A 20,119-nucleotide genomic window follows, 5' to 3' on the forward strand; every position below is an offset into this window, starting at 1 on the left:
GATACATTTTTAAAACTTTTAAGGTAAAATCTTTATGGAAATTAAAAAAGAACCCAATGTTTGAGTTCTTTTCCACAATTTAGTTTGACGAAGCAAGGTCAAGCCACTGGATTAACTCAGAGTCATTTGCATCTCGCAAGCCTTCTACCCTGGCTACCTCTTGACCTTCGTTATAATAAACAAGAGTAGGGGTAGCAGTGATTTGATATTGTCTCCATGCATCTTCAAATTCAAGAAGATTGAACATCTTTAAATCAATGCCATTTTCTTCTGTTAATGGCACAATTACTGGTGTCATCTGTTGACACGCAGGACATGTAGGGCTGTAAAAATAAACAGCTACATTTTCCCCACTTGATATGGAACTATCCAACTCATCGGGTAGGATGATATTTTGGTAATTTGGATTATCCAATTGTTTTACTGTTTCAGGGTGAAGCTCCGATTTATTATACGGGTTTCCTTCTATTCTTTTTTCTTTAGTTGCATTGGTTAATAACGCTAACGCAGTGAACAGTACGATAATAATTAATGAGAATATAATAACCTTTTTCAATGTGAACCTCCAGTTCTTTTCTCTATTACAATAATGTAATAACAAAGCATAAATATCAGCAGGAATGCCACTAATGCTAGAAAGGGAATTGTAATAAATCCTAACCAGTTAATATATTGCCCAGTGCATGGTATGATTCCACAAGAATCGATTGTTGATAAAGCAGGAATCTTTTGAAGCATATAATGATAAGTTGCGACTATAATTCCGATAGTTGAAAAAATAAGACCATATAAAGCTTGTTTTGTATCTTTTTTTACAACAGCTACCCCTAAAATTATTACTAGAGGGTACATGATGATTCTTTGGTACCAACAAAGCTCACAGGGGATGAATCCAACAATTTCAGAAAAATAAAGGCTTCCACTAGTTGCAATCACTGAAATTGCCCAAGCTGAGAACAATAAACTTTCAATTCTTTTTTGAACACTTTTTCCCACTAGTTTTCGCCTCCTCCTTTCAATTTTACCTAATGTAAAGAGGTAGTGCAATAATGAAGAACAACGTTTTTTAGTTTTTATGTATATTCATGAATAATATTGATAATTATTATCAATACTAAAAAAAGAAAGAGCAGATTCCCAATTTAATCTGCTCTTTCTAGGGATGTTTATGCCTCAGGTTCGAACGTCTTACAGTCCGTCTCCTGTTGTGTTTCAGCTTGTTTACCTGTATGGCTGACAACGTATATCTCATCAGCTGAACATTTATTACCAGATGCCCAATAAACACAGTTGTTTACTTCACATAATACATCTACTGCCATTGATAACACCTCCTCTCTTCCTTTATCGTTCACAAAAACAGAACGATTCATACAGGAAAAACGGGGTTGACAAGATGCGGTAGAGTTTTGTTATTCTTCCTTTACTTCATTCTCAATTTTAAACTTAAATGTATCAAAGTTAAGCCACATTAAAAAATAAAATAATGTACTCACACCGATTAACGGAATTAACACCATGAAATTAATAATGACTAGCCAATAACCAACAATCCATACTAATTGCATAAGCATTCGCAGAGGATGGAGAAAAGCAAGTGCACCTGCAGCTCGGATATAGTTAATAACGGAAAACTCATAATGGGCCATTACAGGAAAAATATTTATAAAAGTTATCGCAATAATAAATGACACACTTACTAATATATAAAACAAAACTCTTCCAACTGTTTCAGGGGAATAATCAATAAATATAAAATTTAAATAGACTAAATATGAAAAAAACATAAAAATAATACCAACTAAATTGGACTTAACAAATTCTTTTTTATAATAGAAAAGGAAAGTTTTAAACATCGGTACATCGTCTTCACCCAAAAGCCATCTCCTAGTTACGGAATAGACAGCAACCGTTGCAGGCATAAAACCAAATACACCTAGTCCTAAAATAACAAAAAACACCCATAATACATTAAGAGTGATGATACGATATAAAAAATCAGAAACTCGAAATAAAAAATTCATGACAACACACCTTTAATAAAACATAGGGAAAGCCTGCTTTTGCAGACTTTCCTTGTTTTTTTATTTCTCTCTTTATTATAGCATGTCAAAAAATATAATCCATCTTGTTGAACGTGTGGATGATTGATGACTTTAATGCTACTCTATAGTTTCTCTCCACTCCACTATTTTCAAAGTTATGTGAAAAATTAGTACAACTCAAATTCATAGTGGTTTACAAAGCAAGTTACTTCGTGTTAATAACATAATTCTTTTTTTTTGTACCGCATGATTGTCTGATAATCAAATCAGGCTCAACCATTACAGATGTTGAATGAATCGTTCCTCTGATTAAATCATATAACATATAGGCTGCCAATTTCCCTATTTTTTCTTTATCTTGGCGAATTGTCGTTAATGGTGGGTCTACATATTTCGAAGCTTCGATATCATCTAAACCAATAACCACAATATCATCTGGTACTGACAAACCTGCTTCTTTGACAGCTTGAATGGCACCTAGAGCCATCAAATCGGAAGCTGCATATACAGCTTTTGGTATTTTTTCTGATAATAAGATTTTTTTCATGGCTTCATAGCCACTCTTTGTAAAGAAATCACCGTACATAACCCAATCATCATTTAATGATAATCCGTACTCAGTCATAGAACGCTTAAAGGATTCCAAACGCATTTTTGCGATATTAGAATCTTTCTTACCGCCAATATAGGCAATGTCACGGTGACCTAGTAAGTAAAGATGTTCGACTACCTTTGTTGAAACCTTAAGGTTATCGGTCATGATATAACCTGATTTTTCTCCTGTAAGTTCTATGTCAACACCAATACACGGAATACTACTATTATCTAAGGTGTATACGGACTCTTGAATCTCTTCTCCTCCGATGATGATGCAGCCGTCAACTCTATAATGCGTACAACGAGCTAAAAAGTCTTCATGAGCCATGTTAAATTTTTCATTAGAGAAAAACATTAAATCATAGCCTAAATTCCCTATATTTTTTTTGAAGACATTCATGACATCAACAAAAAATGGGTGGTTAAAGTTTGCATTGACTTTTCCAGCATAAACCACACCAATAACATCTGACGTTTTGCTTGCTAGTGTCTTGGCAGAATAAGAAGGTCTATATTTTTGCTGTTCCATGATATCTAGCACGCGTTTTTTCGTTTCTTCACCTACATCATCATAATTATTAATGATTTTGGATACAGTTGCTTGTGAAACACCTGCTAATTTTGCTATTTCTTTAATAGTTACTTTCATACGTGTAAACTCCTTCTTTCGTTTACAGCAAGAAGAAAATTAACTTTTTACTGACCCTGCTGTCAGACTATCGATAAACATTCTGTTAAATGCAAGGAATACAATAATTAAAGGTACTGTAGCCCAGAATGTTCCTGACATTATCATACCAAAGTCACGAACATAATTGTCATTCAGAGAACGAAGGGCAACTTGTAAAGTTTGTGACCCCTGATCTTGTAATACAACTAATGGCCATAGGAAATCATTCCAATGGTGCATAAATACTATAATACCTAATGTTGCGAAAGCTGGCAAGATCGTAGGAACAACAATATTCCAATACGTTCTAAAATTAGAACTACCATCAATTCTAGCTGCTTCAACTAATTCTTTTGGAACAGCTTCAGCGATATACTGCCTCATCCAGAAAATACCGAATGCGTTGATAACACCTGGAACGATTACTGCTCTTAAATCACTTAACCATCCTAATTTAGAAATGATTACATACGATGGCACAAGTCCTAATTGTGGTGGAATCATCATTGTAACTAAGATAAAAACAAAGAAAATATTTTTTCCTTTAAAGTCGATTTTTGCGAAAGCAAATCCAGCTAATGAACATAAGAACAATGTACCAATCGTTACTGTTACTGCAACAATCACCGAATTCCACATTGTACCAAAAAAGTTAATGCTATTTAATACATTTTGAAAGTTTACTACTAGCCGATCTCCCGGAATAAATGCTGGAGGCATTTTATTAATAACACTGTTTGCACTAGTCGCCATAACGAACATCCAATAAAATGGGAAAAGGGACAATAGCGAAGCGGTGATTAACAATAGATAAACAAACGATTTCGAAATCGAAAAAGCTTTAGCTCCTACTTCTTTTTTTACTGCCATTACGCTTTCCCTCCTACCTTTTTAGAACGTCCAAGACGAGATGTTAACCATAAGTTAATTCCTGAGAACACCATTATGATGAAGAATAATGTAATAGCTACTGCAGAAGCCGAACCAAAGAAATTACTAACAAATGCTTCTCTCCATAAATACGCAACAACTGTAATACCTTCTTCACGTAGATTTCTACCTAAGAAAATGAGTGGCTCAGTAAACACTTGTAAAGCCCCGATTGTACCCATGAATACAGCAAAAATAATAAATGGTTTAATCATTGGAATGGTTATATACGTAATTTGTTGCCATACTGTGGCACCATCAATTTTTGCAGCCTCATATAAATCGTTTGGAATACTTTGCATTCCGGCAAGGAAAATGATTGTGTTATAACCTACCCAACGCCAAAAAATCATAACGGCAATACCTGTTTTTGTTCCCCAATAATCTGCTCTCCAAGTTACAGGGTCAATATTGAACCAACTTAAAATTAAGTTAGCAAGACCAAACTCCTGGTTACTAAAGATGACACCAAAGATGATTGCTACAGCAACTACGGATGTAACATATGGTAAGAAAATCGCTACACGAAATGCGTTACGAAAACGGATTAATGCAGAGTTAAGAGCAAATGCCAAAATAACCCCGATAATCATCTGAGGTAACGTACCTAAAACCCCAATAATAAGTGTGTTTTTAATGGATGTCCAAAACAATGGATCGGCATAAATTAATTTAAAATTATTGATTCCGACAAACTCCATTGGTGATAGTCCATTCCATTTAAAAAATGCTAAATAAAAACTAAATAGCATTGGAAATAAACCAAAGATAGAAAATAATATGAAGAAGGGCGAAATAAATAAATAGCCGGAAATCGCATTCTTCTGATATTGGTTTAACTTTTGCTCCTTGATTTCTTTTGCTGGCAACGGAATTCCCTCCTTGACTCTAATAGAAAGGATATGACAGTATTACTGCCATATCCCCTCATTGAAATTAAATCTTAGTTATTACTGTCTAGCTAGACGGTTTTCAATACGATCAACAGCAGCATCCCACTCTGCATCAGGGTCTTCACCTTGAGTTACACGAGATAATGCTTCTTGAATTTCTTCTTGAGCGATTTGATAATGACGTCCTTTGTATACATATTGTACTTGCTCTGCAGCTTCACCAAAGATTTGTGCAGTTGGTGCGCCACCAAAGTACTCATCAGTATAAGCTAAGAACTCAGCGTCATCATATACAGCTGGAGCTGAAGGGAATAACCCTTTATCTAAGAATGAAAGCGTTTGGCCTTCAACTGAAGTTACCCAAGAAATGAAAGCGTAAGCTTCAGGAGCATGGTCAGATTCAGCAGGAATAGCTAAGTATGAACCACCCCAGTTACCAGCACCTTCTGGCATTACAGCAACATTCCAAGAACCAGAAGCGTCAGGAGCGTTACCTTTAATTACACCTTGCATCCAAGCTGGAGCAAGTAATGTAGCATATGTTCCATCTCCCATACCAGCACCCCACTCAGGAGTCCAAAGTTCGATGTTACCAATAGTACCATCAGCAATTAGTTCAGCTGTGTAATCATATGCTTCTCTAATGTAAGGCTCATCATTGATAATAAGCTCATCTTGCTCATTGAAATAAGAAACTGGAGCTTGGTCGCGAAGTGCGTTAAAAATTAACTCAGGACCATCAGCAAGAAGTACACCATTTTCAGCAAGTTTAGCTCCTGCTTCAGCATAAGCTTCCCAAGTATTGATTTGAGCTGCTACTTCAGCAGGGTCTGTTGGAAGACCAGCAGCTTCAAATAAGTCAGAACGATAGAACATTGCAGTAGGACCAATATCAGTAGGTAATCCGATTTGAATACTTCCATCAGCAGTTCCACCAACTGACCATGCCCAGTCAACAAAGTTACCTTGAACGTCTGCAGCACCTAAGTCATATAGGTTATGGAAACGGTCAGCAGCGTCTTTAAAACGGTCAATTTGACCAACTTCAACCATAGCAATATCAGGAGCACCGCTTCCTGCAGATAAAGCTGTGAAAAGGTTGTTACTCATGTCTTGCATGTCACCTTCTTGAATATTGAAAGTGATATGTGGGTTTTCAGCAGTATATTGTTTAGCTAACTCGTCATACCCAGTTGTACCAAATAACCACATTGTTAATTCTACTGGGTCACCAGATGCTTCTGGAGCTTCAGCAGGCTCACCACTTGGCTCAGCTGGTTCAGCTGGAGCTGGATCTGCGTCGCCACCGCCGCAAGCAGCGATAACCATTACAGCAAATAAAGCCGCAAGTAAAAGTTTAATCTTTGACATTTTTGTTTTTCCCCCTTTTAATTCTTTGAAAGATAGTAAAGCATTCGGTGAAGCATCATCCTTATTATCTTTTAATATCACCTCCTTATACGAATAATCTTCATCTTTAACTCCTTATTTCAAATCAAGTTAAAGTATGTTTTATAACACATATTTTTATGTGCTTTTGATATTCATTTAAGCAGTAACCTACTTACATTTCTTAAGTAGTTTCGCCATTAGGATTAGATAGTTCTAAAATAATTTCGGAAACGCTTTCATCAATACGCCTCATAGCAACTAGCCAATTTAGTTATGTATAATTTCTCAAAAAGGAATGCTTTCATTGTATTATCTAGCGTTTCCAATCTGCGAAACTACTAAATCGGTTTCGTTACACTAATATTAACGCCCATCCAATACCCTGTCAACATTTTTTTCCTATCATTCAAAAAAAAATTAGTGCTTTTCTGCCGCTTTTATTATAAATATTTTTTGTTTATTCGTTGAACAAAGTTTCGTAAATTACAATTTACTTTTACCTATGCTGTATAAACTAGGAACTTAGTACCGAAATGTTTTAGTGATGTATTGTTTCTATACCACAAAGGTAATGAGCTACTTTATAATATTCTAAATATATTGACTTCTTAACTGGATTTAGATATATTTAAGAGATATAATTAATATTCAGGAGGGATGATATTGGTCGACTTAAAAGAAAAAGTAATAGTCATTACTGGTGGTGGAACTGGACTTGGGCGTGAAGTCGTTTTAGAAGCCGTAAAGCACGGAGCAAAGGTTTCCATATGCGTCCGCTCTGAGAGCCACGTAAAACGGTTAAACGAGGATTTAAGCTCTTTTCCTGGACAATTTCTTGTGACCTTGGCAGATGCATCGGTTGAAGCCGATGTGCAACGTTTCGTTCAAGCGACGTTAAGCACGTTTGGACAAATTGATATTTTAGTGAATAACGCTGCTATATTTGAAAACTATAACGTTGTTGATTCATCATTGGAATCGTGGGAACGTCACTTTGAAAACAATGTTACCTCAGCTTTTTTAATGACAAGAGAATGCCTCTCTTCCATGAAAACTAATAAAAAGGGTAGAATCATTTCAGTTACTTCAGGATTAGCACGAGTAGGAGCTTCTGGTTTCAGTGCGTACAGTGCTAGCAAAGCAGCTCTTGAAGCCTTTACATTTACCGTCGAAGAAGAAGAGCATACGAACGGTATAACCGTTGCTGTCTTCAACCCTGGAGTGATGAAAACAAAATTACAAGCTAGCGGTGATGACCCTAAATTAGTCGCTCCTTATCTTTTAGCGATTGCTAGTGAAAACACCTTATCACACAGTGAGGTTATTTCAATAGAAGATGTAAAAAATAAAATGATTAACCTATAAGAACTACTTCATCTTTTATAAAAAGAGGTGCCCTCATTGGATTTATCCATACAGGCACCTCTTTTTTTAACTTTTAGAACGATAACACATTAAATCCAATTAACACCACTAAAATCGCAGTGATTGCAAATTGTATCCAATAATAGGTCTTCATTTTGCCAATGAGTACACCTTTTTTCGTGCGAACTAAAATCATTTCCATAAAATAAATAAGCACTAGTGCAAGTAATCCTTTTATCAGGAATGTAAGTGCAAATTGATAATTTATCAATAAACCTACTCCTGATACAACCATAATTACATAAAATAAACGCAATACCATATGTACAATCTTTCCAGGCTTCTGCTTATTCGCTACAATTAAAAAGTATGCAATAAAAAATAACAGAAGTGTAATGGCCCAAGAGCTAGCATGAGCATGATATAAACCAGTAATCATAATATCCTCCTACTTCTTTGTCATACCAATATAGTATACGAAAAAAAGAAAACATACAAATGAAGAGACTATACGAAAGACAAATATATCCTTTCGTACAGTCTCTTCCTATTGTTCTTAATTCAAGTCGAAATATTGTCCGTTTACTTCATAAACAACCCATTCTGCTAAGTTTGTTGCATAATCCGCTATCCGTTCAACATATCTGCCAATGAAGGCAAGTTGAAGCAACTCTTCTGCTGAGGTAGATGCTGAATTAGCCTTTTTCATTAAATCCTTTATAAAGTTGCTATACATTGCATCAACAACATCATCCATTTGCGCAATCTTCTGCGCTCCTAGTACATCAAGATTTTGATAAGCGTCTAAGGCGTTACTTAACATATCTTGAGCTCTTGAGGCAATACTTAACAGTTCCTCTTTACTTTCTTCTATATAACTGTGTTTTACACGAATTGAATTTTTCGCAATATCAACTGTTAAATCTCCCACTCGCTCTAAATCACTAGATATTTTTAAGGCAACAATCAGTTTTCGTAAGTCACTTGCTACTGGTTGTTGTTTCGCAATCATCAGCGTTACCATCTCATTAATATGAAGTTCCATACCATTTATGGTCGGGTCATGGTGGATTACACCTTCTAGAGTTTCGAGGTTATTTGTCGTAAAACCTTCTAGGACCGAGTCCAGAGATTTTTTTACTTCTTCACCCATAGTCACGATTTGAACCTTCACTTCTTCTAGTGCATGTTCGAAATTATTTCTTACTACCATTGTAAGCACTCCATTTCTCTTATCCAAATCGTCCTGTAATATAGTCTTCTGTTCTCTTATCGCTTGGATTAGAGAAGATTTTTCCTGTTTCATCATATTCTACTACTTCTCCGTTTAAGAAGAATGCTGTTTTATCAGAAATACGAGCAGCTTGTTGCATATTATGGGTAACGATGGCAATCGTAAAATGCTCTCGTAATTCTTGAACAAGCTCTTCGATTTTAAGTGTAGAAATAGGATCTAGCGCGGATGTTGGTTCATCCATCAAAATGACATCAGGTTCAATCGCTAAACAACGAGCAATACAAATTCGTTGTTGCTGTCCACCAGATAAACCATATGCATTTTCGTGCAGTCGGTCTTTCACTTCATCCCAAATCGCAGCACCACGTAAACTCTTTTCAACGATTTCATTTAAAATCTTTTTATCTTTAATCCCATGAATCTTTGGTCCATAAACAATATTTTCATAAATTGATTTTGGGAATGGATTTGGTTTTTGAAACACCATACCGACCTTTGTACGTAATTCCTCAACACGGTATTTTGCATCAAATATATTTCGATCCCGGTACACAATTTCTCCAGATGTTTTAACCGAAGGAACCATCTCTACCATACGATTTAACGTTTTAATGAAAGTAGACTTTCCACAACCTGATGGTCCAATAATTGCCGTCACCTGATTTTCCGCAATATCAAGCTCAATGTTTTTCAATGCATGGTCGGTACCATACCATAAGTTTAAATTTTTTACTTCATATACGTTTTTCACAGCTACATCTGATTGTATGTTCTTTTTTATATCTGTAGACACCTTAAGTTTCACATCTTGCATTACTGCCGTCATACTACTCATCCCCTTTATAAATTAATAACGATTTTGATATTTATTTCGAATCCACACTGCAATTGAGTTCATAATGAGTAGCATCGCTAGAAGGACCATGATTCCAGCAGCTGCTACAAAATGAAACGCTTCTTGAGGTCTAGATGTCCAGTTGAAAATCTGAATTGGCATGACCGTAAACTGTGACATTAATCCGTCTGGTAAAAAGGCAACATACGTTAAAGCGCCAATCATAATTAACGGTGCCGTTTCACCAATTGCTCGTGATAAGGCTAATATGTTACCTGTTAAAATCCCTGGTAAAGCTGACGGAAAAACGACTCGACGAATCGTCTGCCATTTCGTTGCACCCATCCCATAAGAAGCTTCGCGTAATTCTTTCGGTACAGACTTAAGAGCCTCTTGAGAAGCTACTACAATAATAGGCAAGATTAACAAAGCCATTGTTAATCCCCCTGCAAGAACACTTCTCCCTAAATCTAAGCCTCGAACAAATAATGTAAGTCCTAGTAATCCAAATACAATCGAAGGTACACCTGCTAAATTTGTAATGTTCATTTGAACGAAACGAGTAAATCTACCTTTTTTTGAGTATTCTTCTAAATAAATTGCCGTTCCTACTCCTAAAATAAATGATAAAGGAGCCGTGACTATCATCAACCAAATGGTACCGAAAAATGCAGCTTTTATTCCTGCATCCTCCGCTCGTCTAGAAGCAAAACTCGTTAGAAAATTCCAATCTAAAAATCCAATTCCTTGAGTGAATATCCGGTAAAGTAACGTGACTAAAACAAATAATCCGAAAATGGTAGCTCCAATATATAATCCTTTGTAAAAGGTATTTTTCACTAAACGCTTAGGTATATTGGTTAAAACTTTTTCTTGGTTGATTAAACTCATTTTAATATTCCTCCCTAAAGCGTTTTGAGATATATTGTGCCAATAAGTTCATAAGTAACGTAAAGACGAACAGCGTCATTCCAACTGCATAAATACTATAGTAAGCGGTTGTACCATACCCTGCATCACCTAAACTTACTTGAACAATGTAAGCTGTCATCGTTTGAATCGCTGATGTAACATCTAGTCCAACACTTGGGTTGGCTCCTCCTGCTACGGTAACAATCATTGTTTCCCCAATTGCTCTTGAAATTCCTAAGACAAAGGATGCAATGACGCCAGACAAAGCGGCTGGCAACACAACTTTTATCGCTACCTCAAACCTTGTCGAACCCATTGCATAAGCTCCTTCACGAATGGAACGAGGAACAGAACTTAACGCATCCTCAGAAAGGGAAGCAATCATAGGAATTATCATAATCCCAACAACAATCCCTGGGCTTAACGCATTATAAACAGACATTCCAGGAATAATGTTTTGCAACAATGGCGTTACAAACGTGAGAGCAAAGAATCCGTACACAATTGTTGGTACTCCGGCTAACACTTCTAATATGGGCTTAATTGTTCTTCTGACACGGTCAGAAGCATATTCACTCAAAAAAATGGCTGAACCTAATCCAACTGGAATGGCAAAAATCATTGCAATTACAGCAACTTTTAGGGTTCCTACAATTAGCGGTAAGATTCCAAAGCTTGGATTGCTATGCATTGGGTACCACTCTTTACTTGTAATAAATTCAAAAAATGAAACCTGTTGAAAGAATGTAAACGTTTCGGCTAATAACGTCAGTACAATACCGATAGTTGTTAAAATTGAAATGACAGCACACGCCAAAAATAGTTTTGGCATTCCATTTTCAATAACAGCACCAACATTTCTATTTGACTGTTTATTTTCGCTTATCATTTCCGCAACTGTTTTCCCTTTAAAGTTTCCCATTATAAATTACACCCCCGTGTAATACACCATAATTAGAGGTAAGATGTGGGGATGAGCCACACACCTTACCTATTTTTTTAGATTATTTTGCAGCTTCGATTTTTGCTAAGTTAGCATCATAATTTGCTTGTGGAAGGTTAATGTATCCAACTTCTAAAGCTAAGTCGCCAACATTTTCATTTAAGAACAATAAGAAGTCATAAATTTCAGGACGTTGAAGTGCTTCTACATTTACATATGTGTAGATTGGTCTAGAAAGTGGTGCATAAGAACCATCGTTGATTGTATCAATTGTTGGCTCAACTGCTCCGTTACCATTGTCAATTGGTACTACTTTTAATTTATCTTGGTTTTCTTCATAGTAGGCATATCCGAAATATGAAATCGCATAAGGACTTCCTACAACACCATTTACAAGTACATTGTCATCTTCAGAAAGTTGAGCGTCTTTACGAATATCTTCTTTGTTTAAGATAACTTCATGCCAGTAATCATATGTTCCAGAATCCATTCCTGGGCTATAGAATTCAATTTTCTCTGCAGGCCAGCCTTCTCGAACATCTGCCCAAGTTTCAGCTCCACCTTCTACCCACATTTTGTTTAACTCTTCAACAGTTAAGTAGTCAACGAAATCATTTTCCTTACTTACTACAACTGATAACCCGTCATATGCTAATTCAAGTTCAATGTATTCAATTCCATTTTCTGCTGCTAATTCTGCTTCTTCTTCTTTAATTGTACGAGAAGCGTTACTCATGTCTGTTTCACCAACTACAAAGCGTTTGAATCCACCACCAGTTCCAGATACCCCTACAGTTGCGCGAACGCCAGGTTGTTCTGCACCATATTCTTCAGCTACTGCTTCCATAATTGGGAAAACTGTAGACGAACCATCAATTTGAATTTCACCAGAAAGTGCTGCTTCTACTTCTGTTTCTTCTTGTGTTTCTTCTTGCTGCTCCTGTTGTTCTGGAGCTGGGTCAGTATTAGAACCATTTGTGCTTTCGTTTCCTGTTCCACATGCAGTAGCAAAAATCATTAATGATGCCATTCCTACTGTTAGTGCAGAGCGTTTGAAAATTTTCATGTTAATATTTCCCCCTACGATAGATAGATAGTTTAGTATTTTGAGCTAACCTCATCTGTTTGGACTTGGTTGCTCTCTACATTTCATAGAATACGCTTTGTCTATTAATGTCATATAAACGGAGTGTAAAGATATTGTAAATGAAGTGGCACTATTGTAAATTCTAAAGACTTATATTAACGTTTTGAAAAGAAGAAAACCCTTATATTACAACACTGTAAGCGTTTTTACAGCTTGTGAAGTTGAACCAAATTATCCCCAAAAAAACTACTAAATCTTTTGTTGATTTAGTAGTTTTTTATGTTTTCTACTCTATTTTTTGTTAGTCGGATGAAATTTCTGCTTTCATTTTCAATAACTTAATCCTAATTTAATTCAAAGTTGTATCCTAACGTAGCAAGTTTTACATCCCTTTTATAGTATGTTTCGACTTCCCTTTTAAGTTGATTTAAATCACCAAAATGTGGCAAGTGGCATAATAGGAGTGATTTCACTCGCGCCTGTGTTCCTAAAATTCCTACTTCTGTAGTGTTCATATGTCCTCCTGGAGGCGAAGACTGTTCTGCAAAAAAGCTACATTCTGTTAAAAGTACATCACAGTCGGATGCAAATCTCACTAGCTCTGGGAAAAAAGCTGTATCGGCAGTATAAACTACTGTGTGTGTACCATTGTTTATTCTCATCGCAGCACATGGCGCGGGATGGTTAGTCTTAATAAAAGAGAAATGAAAAGGACCAATGTTTATTGGTGTATCCATCTCATATGGAATCGAAATTACGTAAGGTTCATAAGATAACGTTTTATATTTTTCTTCATCAAGCTGGTGACCATAAATCGGTAACACCTTATTTGTCTTTCCTAGTTTGGTGCTAAATAATCTAGCATATTGAAGAACACCAATATCAGCAACATGGTCATGGTGATAGTGAGATAAAATGACGGCATCCAAGTCTTCCACTGCGCAATACTTTTGTAAATGACTTACTACACCACTTCCACAATCAATGAGGAGGCGAAACCCATCTTGTTCTAGTAAATATCCTGAAGTTGCCTGTCCTTCTTTCGGAAAGCCGTGCCAGCACCCGATAACTGTTAATTTCATCTTTTTCCCCCTATTTGGCTTGTGGCTTTTTTCTATGGTTTCTTGTAACAGTTGCGTACTCGTTTTTGCACGCCAGCCCTAGTTTCGTGTACGCATTTTGATTTGCGTACGCGTTTTTGCTCGCCGCATCCGATTTCGCGGGCGCATTTTCTTTTGCTTACTCGCTTTTACTCGCCGGCCTCTGTACCTTGTGCATATTTTATTCTACTGTTATTTTAAACCGGAGCAAAAAAAAAATACTCCTGTCTAGTAGACAGAAGTATTTTTAATTAATTATTGAGCTGTAGGGTATACACTTACTTGCTTGCGGTCACGACCAACGCGTTCAAACTTAACAACGCCGTCAACTTTAGCGAATAATGTATCGTCTCCACCTTTACCTACGTTTACACCAGGGTAAATACGAGTACCACGTTGGCGAACTAGGATTGAACCACCTGTAACAGCTTGGCCGTCAGCACGTTTTGTACCAAGACGCTTCGAGATTGAGTCACGACCGTTCTTTGTACTACCTACCCCTTTTTTCGATGCGAAAAACTGTAGATTCATTTTTAACATGAGATTCACCTCCTATGAATTTTCTTTTATTACGATAAAGTCTCCGTACTCAGCTTCAATAGATCGAAGGGCAACAAGCATCCCTTCCAATAATAGCTGTACTTTCTCATACGTTTGTTCGTCCAATTGGTTAGGAACCGAACAGCGGAGAAAGCCGCCATCATCAGAGAGCTCAACTTTAGGTTCAACCTTACATAGCTTTGCGATGGCATTAATTGCACCAAAGCTAACCGCTGATGCACCTGCACAGACAATATCTTGCCCATGAGGTCCTGCTTCTGCATGACCATCCATTGAAAAAGAGTCGAATTTATTTTGTTCATTTCGTTGAACAGTAACGGTAATCATAGTAATTATCCGTTGATTTTAGAAATAGTCACTTTAGTGTAAGGTTGACGATGACCTTGCTTACGACGGTAGTTTTTCTTCGCTTTCATTTTCCAAACAATGATCTTCTTTTGACGACCTTGTTTTTCAACTTTAGCTGTAACTGTTGCACCTTCAACGTAAGGAGCTCCTACCTTTGTTTGGTCTCCACCTACAAGTAGAACTTTATCGAAGCTTACTTCGTCGCCTTCAACAGCGTCAAGCTTTTCGATGTAGATTTCTTGTCCTTCTTCTACTTTAACTTGTTTACCACCAGTTTCAATAATTGCGTACATTCTCTGCACCTCCTTGATATACTCAGACTCGCCAAATGCGAGGTAAGACGCTTGTCTTTTAAAAACCTGCCTTGTGCGGTTGCAGTTCTTTGGGTGCTATCCAAACAACTAACAAATGATATCATATCACATATCAAAAACCAATGTCAATGCTCATTCCATCCGTGATTCATCGCTTTTTGTTTTGCCTCTTTTTCAGAACCAATAAAACTTATATTATATTCTTGTTCGGACATCTTCTCATTTTCCACGATAAAGATTTGATAAAATAACGACTCCTGCAGTCTATGTAAATGTTCATTCTTATTTCCCTTAATAATCGTTGCAATTTTTTCTGGAACTTCTAATACTAAAGCCTCTGCATCCATATTTCGATACTCCCATAACACCCGCTCAATCCGGTATGCTTGTGCTTCATCAGATAAAATAACTCCTTTACCCGAACAAGTAGGACACGTTTTCGAAAGACTATCCTGTAAGTTTTGACGGATTTTTTTACGAGTCATTTCCACCAAACCAAGACCTGTAAATCCACGGACACTTGTTTTCGTTCTGTCCTTTTCTAATGCCTTCGTGAATGCATGAATGACTTCTTGCTTATCGACCTCTTCTTTCATATCTATAAAATCGATGACGATAATTCCAGAAATGTCTCGTAACCGTAATTGCCTAGCAATTTCTTTGGCTGCTTCCGTATTTGTTTTCTTTATTGTATCACGTAGATTACTTTTGCCAGTAAATTTCCCTGTATTCACATCTATCACAGTTAAAGCTTCTGTTTTGTCAATCATAAGATAGGCACCATTTTTTAACCAAACCTGTCGACGTAATGCTTTTTCTAACTCTTTTTCTATCCCGTACTCGGAGAACACATTTTCTTTTCCTCGATAATATGTAACTTTCAAATTTAGTTGCCGGTATGGTTCTAACAAACCAAGTAAGCGATTGTAATCTTTTTGGCTATCAATAATGATTTCAGATACATCGGAAAATGATAAATCACGAACAATCCGTTCAAGTAATCCAGTATCCTGATGAATTAGTGACGGCGGTGCCAGATCTTTCCCTTCTTGCCAAATGTCTTTCCAGAATTTTCTCAAGAAAGCTAAATCTTCTTCAACCTTTTCTTGTTCCAAGCCTTCACAAACTGTTCGAACAATGATTCCTTCATTTTGCTTTAACACCTGTTCTCCCATTTTACGCCATCGTTCTCGTTCTTCTTCACTATTCATTCTTCGTGATACGCCAACATATCCCCCTTGTGGCATATAGACAATATATCTGCCAGGAAATGAGATAACTCCTGTAAGTCTTGGTCCCTTTGTTCCAAAACCTTCTTTTGTAACTTGAACAAGTACCTCCGCACCTTTAGTAACAAATTCAGAAATGTTGCGTTCTTTCTTTTTTTCTTCGTCTTCCTCTAATAATTGATAAGAAAGTAAATCATCCCGATACAAAAATCCATTCTTATCGCGACCAATGTCAACAAAAGCAGCCTGCATTCCTGGGAGTACATTGACCACTCTTCCTTTATAAACATTTCCGACAATTCTGTCCTCAATTTGACGCTCTATTAACAGTTCAACTACCTGATTATCTTCGATGATCGCAGCTCTTCGTTCTGTTGTCGAAACATTTAGAACAATATTCTTCAAGTGCTACATCCCCTACTTTCTATTCTCATTACCGACTATTACATCATTTATCCAAATTGTAGCGTTACTTTTCTTTATATTTATTATAGGCTATTAACCACTTAGATAAAGGCGTTAATTCAAAGAAAAGATATGTTAAATATAATAACAGCTCGTTTGATTAATTATAAAGTTTATATTACAATAATGTAAAATGTATTTTAGTTTTATGGAGGTTTTTATGAGCACAGATAAGTGTGTTTATCTACTTGAGGAAGAGCCAGCGCATGCGATGCTTCTATCCTATCATATTGAAAAACTTGGATATGCTGTAAAGCTATTTGAACGCGCTACCGACTTCTTCTTCTCTTCTCCTGAAAATGTCCGTTATGTGATCGCAAGTGAAGACCTTTCAGATATAGATAGTGATTCTTTATGTTCAAAGTTAATGGAAAATTATTCAGACATAAAAATATTGTTTACAACCACTAGAGGGAAACAGTGCTGTACGAATTGTAAAGATACGTTGTATATTGAAAAACCCTTTTCGTTATCTGCTTTGCAAAAAGCTTTAGAAGAAACACTAGCATTAACATCTATTGGTAAATAAGTGGAGCGTGGTCCGTATTAATGGACCGTCGTTCCGCTATTTTTCTTGTTTTTAATGACAATAAGAGATCCTATGTCCGTAAACGATATTATTTCAATAATAAACTAAAATTATGGACTTCGCTCCATATAAAGAAGGGAGATAAAGGTCAAATCCGGACCTTTATCTCCCTTTTGTTATATCTTGGAGTGTATGGTTTATTTTTTTATCGTGAAAGTAGGTTTGTAATATCTCTATTTCTTCAATGAATGTTTTCTTACTCGTATCTTTAATGACGATGATATGATTATGGCCTTTTCGAAATTTTTTAAGAACGTCGCGAATTTTCATATCGTTTGGAAATGTGAGGTGTTGCCTTCTCGAATAGGTCATTTTTCCGTTTAACCTGTCCATAAGAAACCTCATATAGGCATAATGGCGCTGCTTCCACTCTAAGTAATTTGATATACATAAAAAGAATAAAACAACCCATAAGTTCAAATGAAATGGAAACATGATATAACTCAGTAAACTGACCAAAGCTAATACACCTATTGAGGAATACAAGGTTAAGGCTTGTGCCCGTTGGTATGCGAATAGATAACAGTACCCTAAATGAACTAACTTTCCTCCATCTAAGGGCCAAACTGGTATGAGATTAAAGCCTAAAATCATGAGGTTATGAAGGATAAATTGCTGATGGTCTGCCGTAGACCAAAAATCAAAGGATACAAAAGCAAAAGAAGCCCCCATTAGCCATAGGTGTTGAAGAGGACCAGCAATAATGACTAGAAATTCTTCCCGGAATGGTCGGTTGCCGCTTTCATCCATTTCAGCAACCCCCCCAAAAGGGAGTAATTCTATTTTGCGTATCCTCCAATTAAAATGATTGGCTACGAGAGCATGACCCATTTCGTGGATAAAAACTATCGCAAATACCATAACAACTTCTTTAAAATATCCTGTAATAATCCCAATTCCTAAAATAAACCAAAAGAATGGGTTGATTTTGATTTTTTTAATAATTGACCACATACTACTCAAATGATATCACGTCAATAGGGTCAACATATTTTTCTCCTTGCTTTAAGGCGAAATAATATATTCCTTTTTCCACTTCTTCATTACTAGAAACTGTGCCAATTTTATGTCCTGAAGTAATTGGGTCATATAACGCCACGTCTACATCGCTTAGCATTCCATACCATGATTCACTGCCATCATCATAGTGACGTATTCCTACCATCATCCCGAGGTTATCTTCTTCACCAACGAAAATGACAACACCCGATTTTACCGCCTCAACTCCTTCGTTCATACCGGTTTCAACTAACACACCTCGTCCATTTTGTTGGAAATTTTCGGTGATAACCCCCGAAGCCGGGACTGCATAGACCATTTCAGGAGAATAGTCTTCATAATCATCTAATGCCACCTCAGTCGTAAATGGTAAAAGCGCAAGCGGCTTTCCAAACTGGTTTTCATACCAACCGGCGATAGCATCAAACTTTAATTCCTGTTCGAATGATGTTTTAATAAATTGCCTAGCTCCTTCTAAGCTGGTAGCCGTATTGTTAAACAATATAGCCGTGACCAAAAAAACAACAACGGCAATGAGAGATCTCATCATAAGCCAATCTTTATTGATAAAATCCTCTTTCTTCTCTTCCTCTCTATCTTGAAATAGATAGAAATCAGGCTCATCTCTAGCTTCATCGTGACGTTCATAGAAAACTGGAGCAGACCTTTCTTTTTTCTTTACAGTGCCATGCGCTTCTCTTCTTCTCATATCAATTTTTCTTCTAATCTTGTCTAAATTTTTATCCATTGACTTTCCCCATCCTTTACCAAAAAGTCCTGCTATGATTTACTAGATCTTATGACTTGTCCGTCTCTCTTATGCCATAATAATAGAAACAATCTTTCCAGAAAGGCGTGGTTTTATGTCAGTCCGTAAACAATTGGTATCCGGTGTTCTTTTAGCAGGTGGAGAATCAAGAAGATTTGGTAGTCCTAAAGCGTTTCACCTTTTTAATGAAAAGCCTTTCTACTCCTATTCTTATGATGCGCTTACACCAATTTGTCATGAAATTATAATTATTAGTCATCCCGCCCATCAAGGTCTATACGAACAGAATGAATTCACTGTCTTAGTAGATGATGAAAAATTTCGAGGAAAAGGACCCCTAGCTGGCATTTTTACAGCAATGACCCATGGGAGTGGAGATTGGTTTGTTGTGGCACCTTGTGATACCCCATTTATAACTACTGACATCTACCTTAGCTTACTAGATGTAATAGATGACGCTAACGAATATGACGTCTATATTCCAGATGTAGTAGGTAAAAGACAGCCTTTAACTGCGATTTATCATAAAAGATGTCTTCCATTTATCCAAAAGCAACTTGAAAAAGGAGTATATAAAGTTGGGGCCCTATTTGACAATGTGAATGTAAAATATATAACAATACGTCAAAGCGAGGCTTTTCGGAATATGAATACATTAGAAGATATAAGAAAAACCACAGAGTGAGTTTAGTTTACTAAATTCTATTATGAGTGGCCCCTTGCATCATATACATAGGCATCCCCCTGATATTCCCACCAAAAAGTATGTCTTTAGTACTATTTTTCTTAATAGTTTTATAGTAAAATCTTTTATATATATTTATCTAGGGAGAATTAAT

The 20,119-nt window shown here is 36.5% G+C and carries 24 protein-coding genes and 1 other annotated feature; of the genes, 3 read left to right on the top strand and 21 right to left on the bottom strand.

Annotation, left to right across the window (positions count from 1 at the left end):
• Positions 1-79: 79 nt before the first annotated feature.
• The 8 genes from BK585_RS18045 to BK585_RS18080 form a co-directional block, all read right to left on the bottom strand.
• Positions 80-556 (bottom strand): thioredoxin family protein, encoded by a 477-nt coding sequence (locus BK585_RS18045; protein ID WP_078555331.1) that lies wholly within the window; start codon positions 554-556, stop codon positions 80-82.
• Complete coding sequence (locus tag BK585_RS18050) at positions 553-996, bottom strand: disulfide oxidoreductase (RefSeq protein ID WP_078555332.1); 444 nt, start codon at positions 994-996, stop codon at positions 553-555. The genes BK585_RS18045 and BK585_RS18050 overlap by 4 nt, the downstream gene beginning before the upstream one ends.
• A gap of 170 nt (positions 997-1,166) precedes the next feature.
• On the bottom strand, positions 1,167-1,322 hold the full coding sequence (locus BK585_RS18055) for a DUF1540 domain-containing protein (RefSeq protein WP_078555333.1): 156 nt from the start codon (positions 1,320-1,322) through the stop codon (positions 1,167-1,169).
• A 90-nt stretch (positions 1,323-1,412) separates the two neighbouring features.
• Positions 1,413-2,024 (bottom strand): YesL family protein, encoded by a 612-nt coding sequence (locus BK585_RS18060; protein ID WP_078555334.1) that lies wholly within the window; start codon positions 2,022-2,024, stop codon positions 1,413-1,415.
• 226 nt (positions 2,025-2,250) lie between these two features.
• On the bottom strand, positions 2,251-3,291 hold the full coding sequence (locus tag BK585_RS18065; protein ID WP_078555335.1) for a LacI family DNA-binding transcriptional regulator: 1,041 nt from the start codon (positions 3,289-3,291) through the stop codon (positions 2,251-2,253).
• 39 nt (positions 3,292-3,330) lie between these two features.
• Entirely contained in the window at positions 3,331-4,182 is an 852-nt protein-coding gene (locus BK585_RS18070; RefSeq protein ID WP_078555336.1) for a carbohydrate ABC transporter permease, read from the bottom strand.
• Complete coding sequence (locus BK585_RS18075) at positions 4,182-5,111, bottom strand: carbohydrate ABC transporter permease (protein WP_139367589.1); 930 nt, start codon at positions 5,109-5,111, stop codon at positions 4,182-4,184. The genes BK585_RS18070 and BK585_RS18075 overlap by 1 nt, the downstream gene beginning before the upstream one ends.
• 81 nt (positions 5,112-5,192) lie before the next feature.
• Positions 5,193-6,506, bottom strand: a complete 1,314-nt coding sequence (locus tag BK585_RS18080) for an ABC transporter substrate-binding protein (protein WP_078556895.1) — start codon at positions 6,504-6,506, stop codon at positions 5,193-5,195.
• Between the two features lie 684 nt (positions 6,507-7,190).
• Between BK585_RS18080 and BK585_RS18085 the strand changes: the two genes are divergently transcribed.
• Complete coding sequence (locus BK585_RS18085) at positions 7,191-7,892, top strand: SDR family NAD(P)-dependent oxidoreductase (protein WP_245805862.1); 702 nt, start codon at positions 7,191-7,193, stop codon at positions 7,890-7,892.
• Between the two features lie 73 nt (positions 7,893-7,965).
• On the opposite strand, the gene BK585_RS18090 is transcribed toward BK585_RS18085, so the two are convergent.
• The 11 genes from BK585_RS18090 to BK585_RS18140 all read right to left on the bottom strand — a co-directional run bounded on the left by BK585_RS18090 (position 7,966) and on the right by BK585_RS18140 (position 16,863).
• On the bottom strand, positions 7,966-8,331 hold the full coding sequence (locus tag BK585_RS18090) for a DUF1516 family protein (RefSeq protein WP_078555339.1): 366 nt from the start codon (positions 8,329-8,331) through the stop codon (positions 7,966-7,968).
• 117 nt (positions 8,332-8,448) lie between these two features.
• Positions 8,449-9,201, bottom strand: a complete 753-nt coding sequence (phoU, locus tag BK585_RS18095; protein WP_245805863.1) for a phosphate signaling complex protein PhoU — start codon at positions 9,199-9,201, stop codon at positions 8,449-8,451.
• The gene (gene pstB, locus BK585_RS18100) at positions 9,125-9,943 is read right to left on the bottom strand and encodes a phosphate ABC transporter ATP-binding protein PstB (protein ID WP_139367684.1); all 819 of its coding nucleotides are present in this window, start codon (positions 9,941-9,943) and stop codon (positions 9,125-9,127) included. Before pstB ends, phoU begins: the two co-directional genes overlap by 77 nt.
• 33 nt (positions 9,944-9,976) lie before the next feature.
• Positions 9,977-10,855 carry a phosphate ABC transporter permease PstA gene (gene pstA / locus BK585_RS18105; protein WP_078555342.1) on the bottom strand — a complete coding sequence of 293 codons (879 nt, stop codon included), beginning with the start codon at positions 10,853-10,855 and terminating at the stop codon, positions 9,977-9,979.
• Position 10,856: 1 nt separating this feature from the next.
• Positions 10,857-11,798 carry a phosphate ABC transporter permease subunit PstC gene (gene pstC, locus BK585_RS18110; protein WP_078555343.1) on the bottom strand — a complete coding sequence of 314 codons (942 nt, stop codon included), beginning with the start codon at positions 11,796-11,798 and terminating at the stop codon, positions 10,857-10,859.
• 82 nt (positions 11,799-11,880) lie between these two features.
• Positions 11,881-12,885, bottom strand: a complete 1,005-nt coding sequence (locus BK585_RS18115) for a PstS family phosphate ABC transporter substrate-binding protein (protein WP_078555344.1) — start codon at positions 12,883-12,885, stop codon at positions 11,881-11,883.
• Positions 12,886-13,250: 365 nt separating this feature from the next.
• Entirely contained in the window at positions 13,251-13,988 is a 738-nt protein-coding gene (locus tag BK585_RS18120) for an MBL fold metallo-hydrolase (RefSeq protein WP_078555345.1), read from the bottom strand.
• Positions 13,989-14,261: 273 nt separating this feature from the next.
• On the bottom strand, positions 14,262-14,546 hold the full coding sequence (rpmA, locus tag BK585_RS18125) for a 50S ribosomal protein L27 (protein ID WP_078555346.1): 285 nt from the start codon (positions 14,544-14,546) through the stop codon (positions 14,262-14,264).
• Positions 14,547-14,558: 12 nt separating this feature from the next.
• Entirely contained in the window at positions 14,559-14,894 is a 336-nt protein-coding gene (locus BK585_RS18130) for a ribosomal-processing cysteine protease Prp (RefSeq protein ID WP_078555347.1), read from the bottom strand.
• Between the two features lie 5 nt (positions 14,895-14,899).
• Positions 14,900-15,208, bottom strand: coding sequence for a 50S ribosomal protein L21 (rplU, locus tag BK585_RS18135; protein WP_078555348.1), 309 nt, complete (start codon positions 15,206-15,208; stop codon positions 14,900-14,902).
• Between the two features lie 14 nt (positions 15,209-15,222).
• Positions 15,223-15,299 (bottom strand) — a sequence feature (ribosomal protein L21 leader region).
• Positions 15,300-15,354: 55 nt separating this feature from the next.
• Positions 15,355-16,863 (bottom strand): Rne/Rng family ribonuclease, encoded by a 1,509-nt coding sequence (locus BK585_RS18140; protein WP_078555349.1) that lies wholly within the window; start codon positions 16,861-16,863, stop codon positions 15,355-15,357.
• Positions 16,864-17,083: 220 nt separating this feature from the next.
• On the opposite strand from BK585_RS18140, the gene BK585_RS18145 reads away from it, so the two are divergent.
• Complete coding sequence (locus BK585_RS18145; RefSeq protein WP_078555350.1) at positions 17,084-17,452, top strand: response regulator; 369 nt, start codon at positions 17,084-17,086, stop codon at positions 17,450-17,452.
• A gap of 162 nt (positions 17,453-17,614) precedes the next feature.
• On the opposite strand, the gene BK585_RS18150 is transcribed toward BK585_RS18145, so the two are convergent.
• Positions 17,615-18,466 (bottom strand): site-2 protease family protein, encoded by an 852-nt coding sequence (locus BK585_RS18150; protein WP_245805919.1) that lies wholly within the window; start codon positions 18,464-18,466, stop codon positions 17,615-17,617.
• Position 18,467: 1 nt separating this feature from the next.
• The gene (locus tag BK585_RS18155) at positions 18,468-19,259 is read right to left on the bottom strand and encodes a M23 family metallopeptidase (RefSeq protein WP_078555352.1); all 792 of its coding nucleotides are present in this window, start codon (positions 19,257-19,259) and stop codon (positions 18,468-18,470) included.
• Positions 19,260-19,374: 115 nt separating this feature from the next.
• On the opposite strand from BK585_RS18155, the gene BK585_RS18160 reads away from it, so the two are divergent.
• Positions 19,375-19,965 carry a molybdenum cofactor guanylyltransferase gene (locus BK585_RS18160; RefSeq protein WP_078555353.1) on the top strand — a complete coding sequence of 197 codons (591 nt, stop codon included), beginning with the start codon at positions 19,375-19,377 and terminating at the stop codon, positions 19,963-19,965.
• The last annotated feature ends 154 nt before the right edge of the window (positions 19,966-20,119 follow it).

This window comes from Bacillus alkalicellulosilyticus, assembly GCF_002019795.1.
In the GTDB taxonomy this organism is placed as follows: domain Bacteria; phylum Bacillota; class Bacilli; order Bacillales; family Bacillaceae_F; genus Bacillus_AO; species Bacillus_AO alkalicellulosilyticum.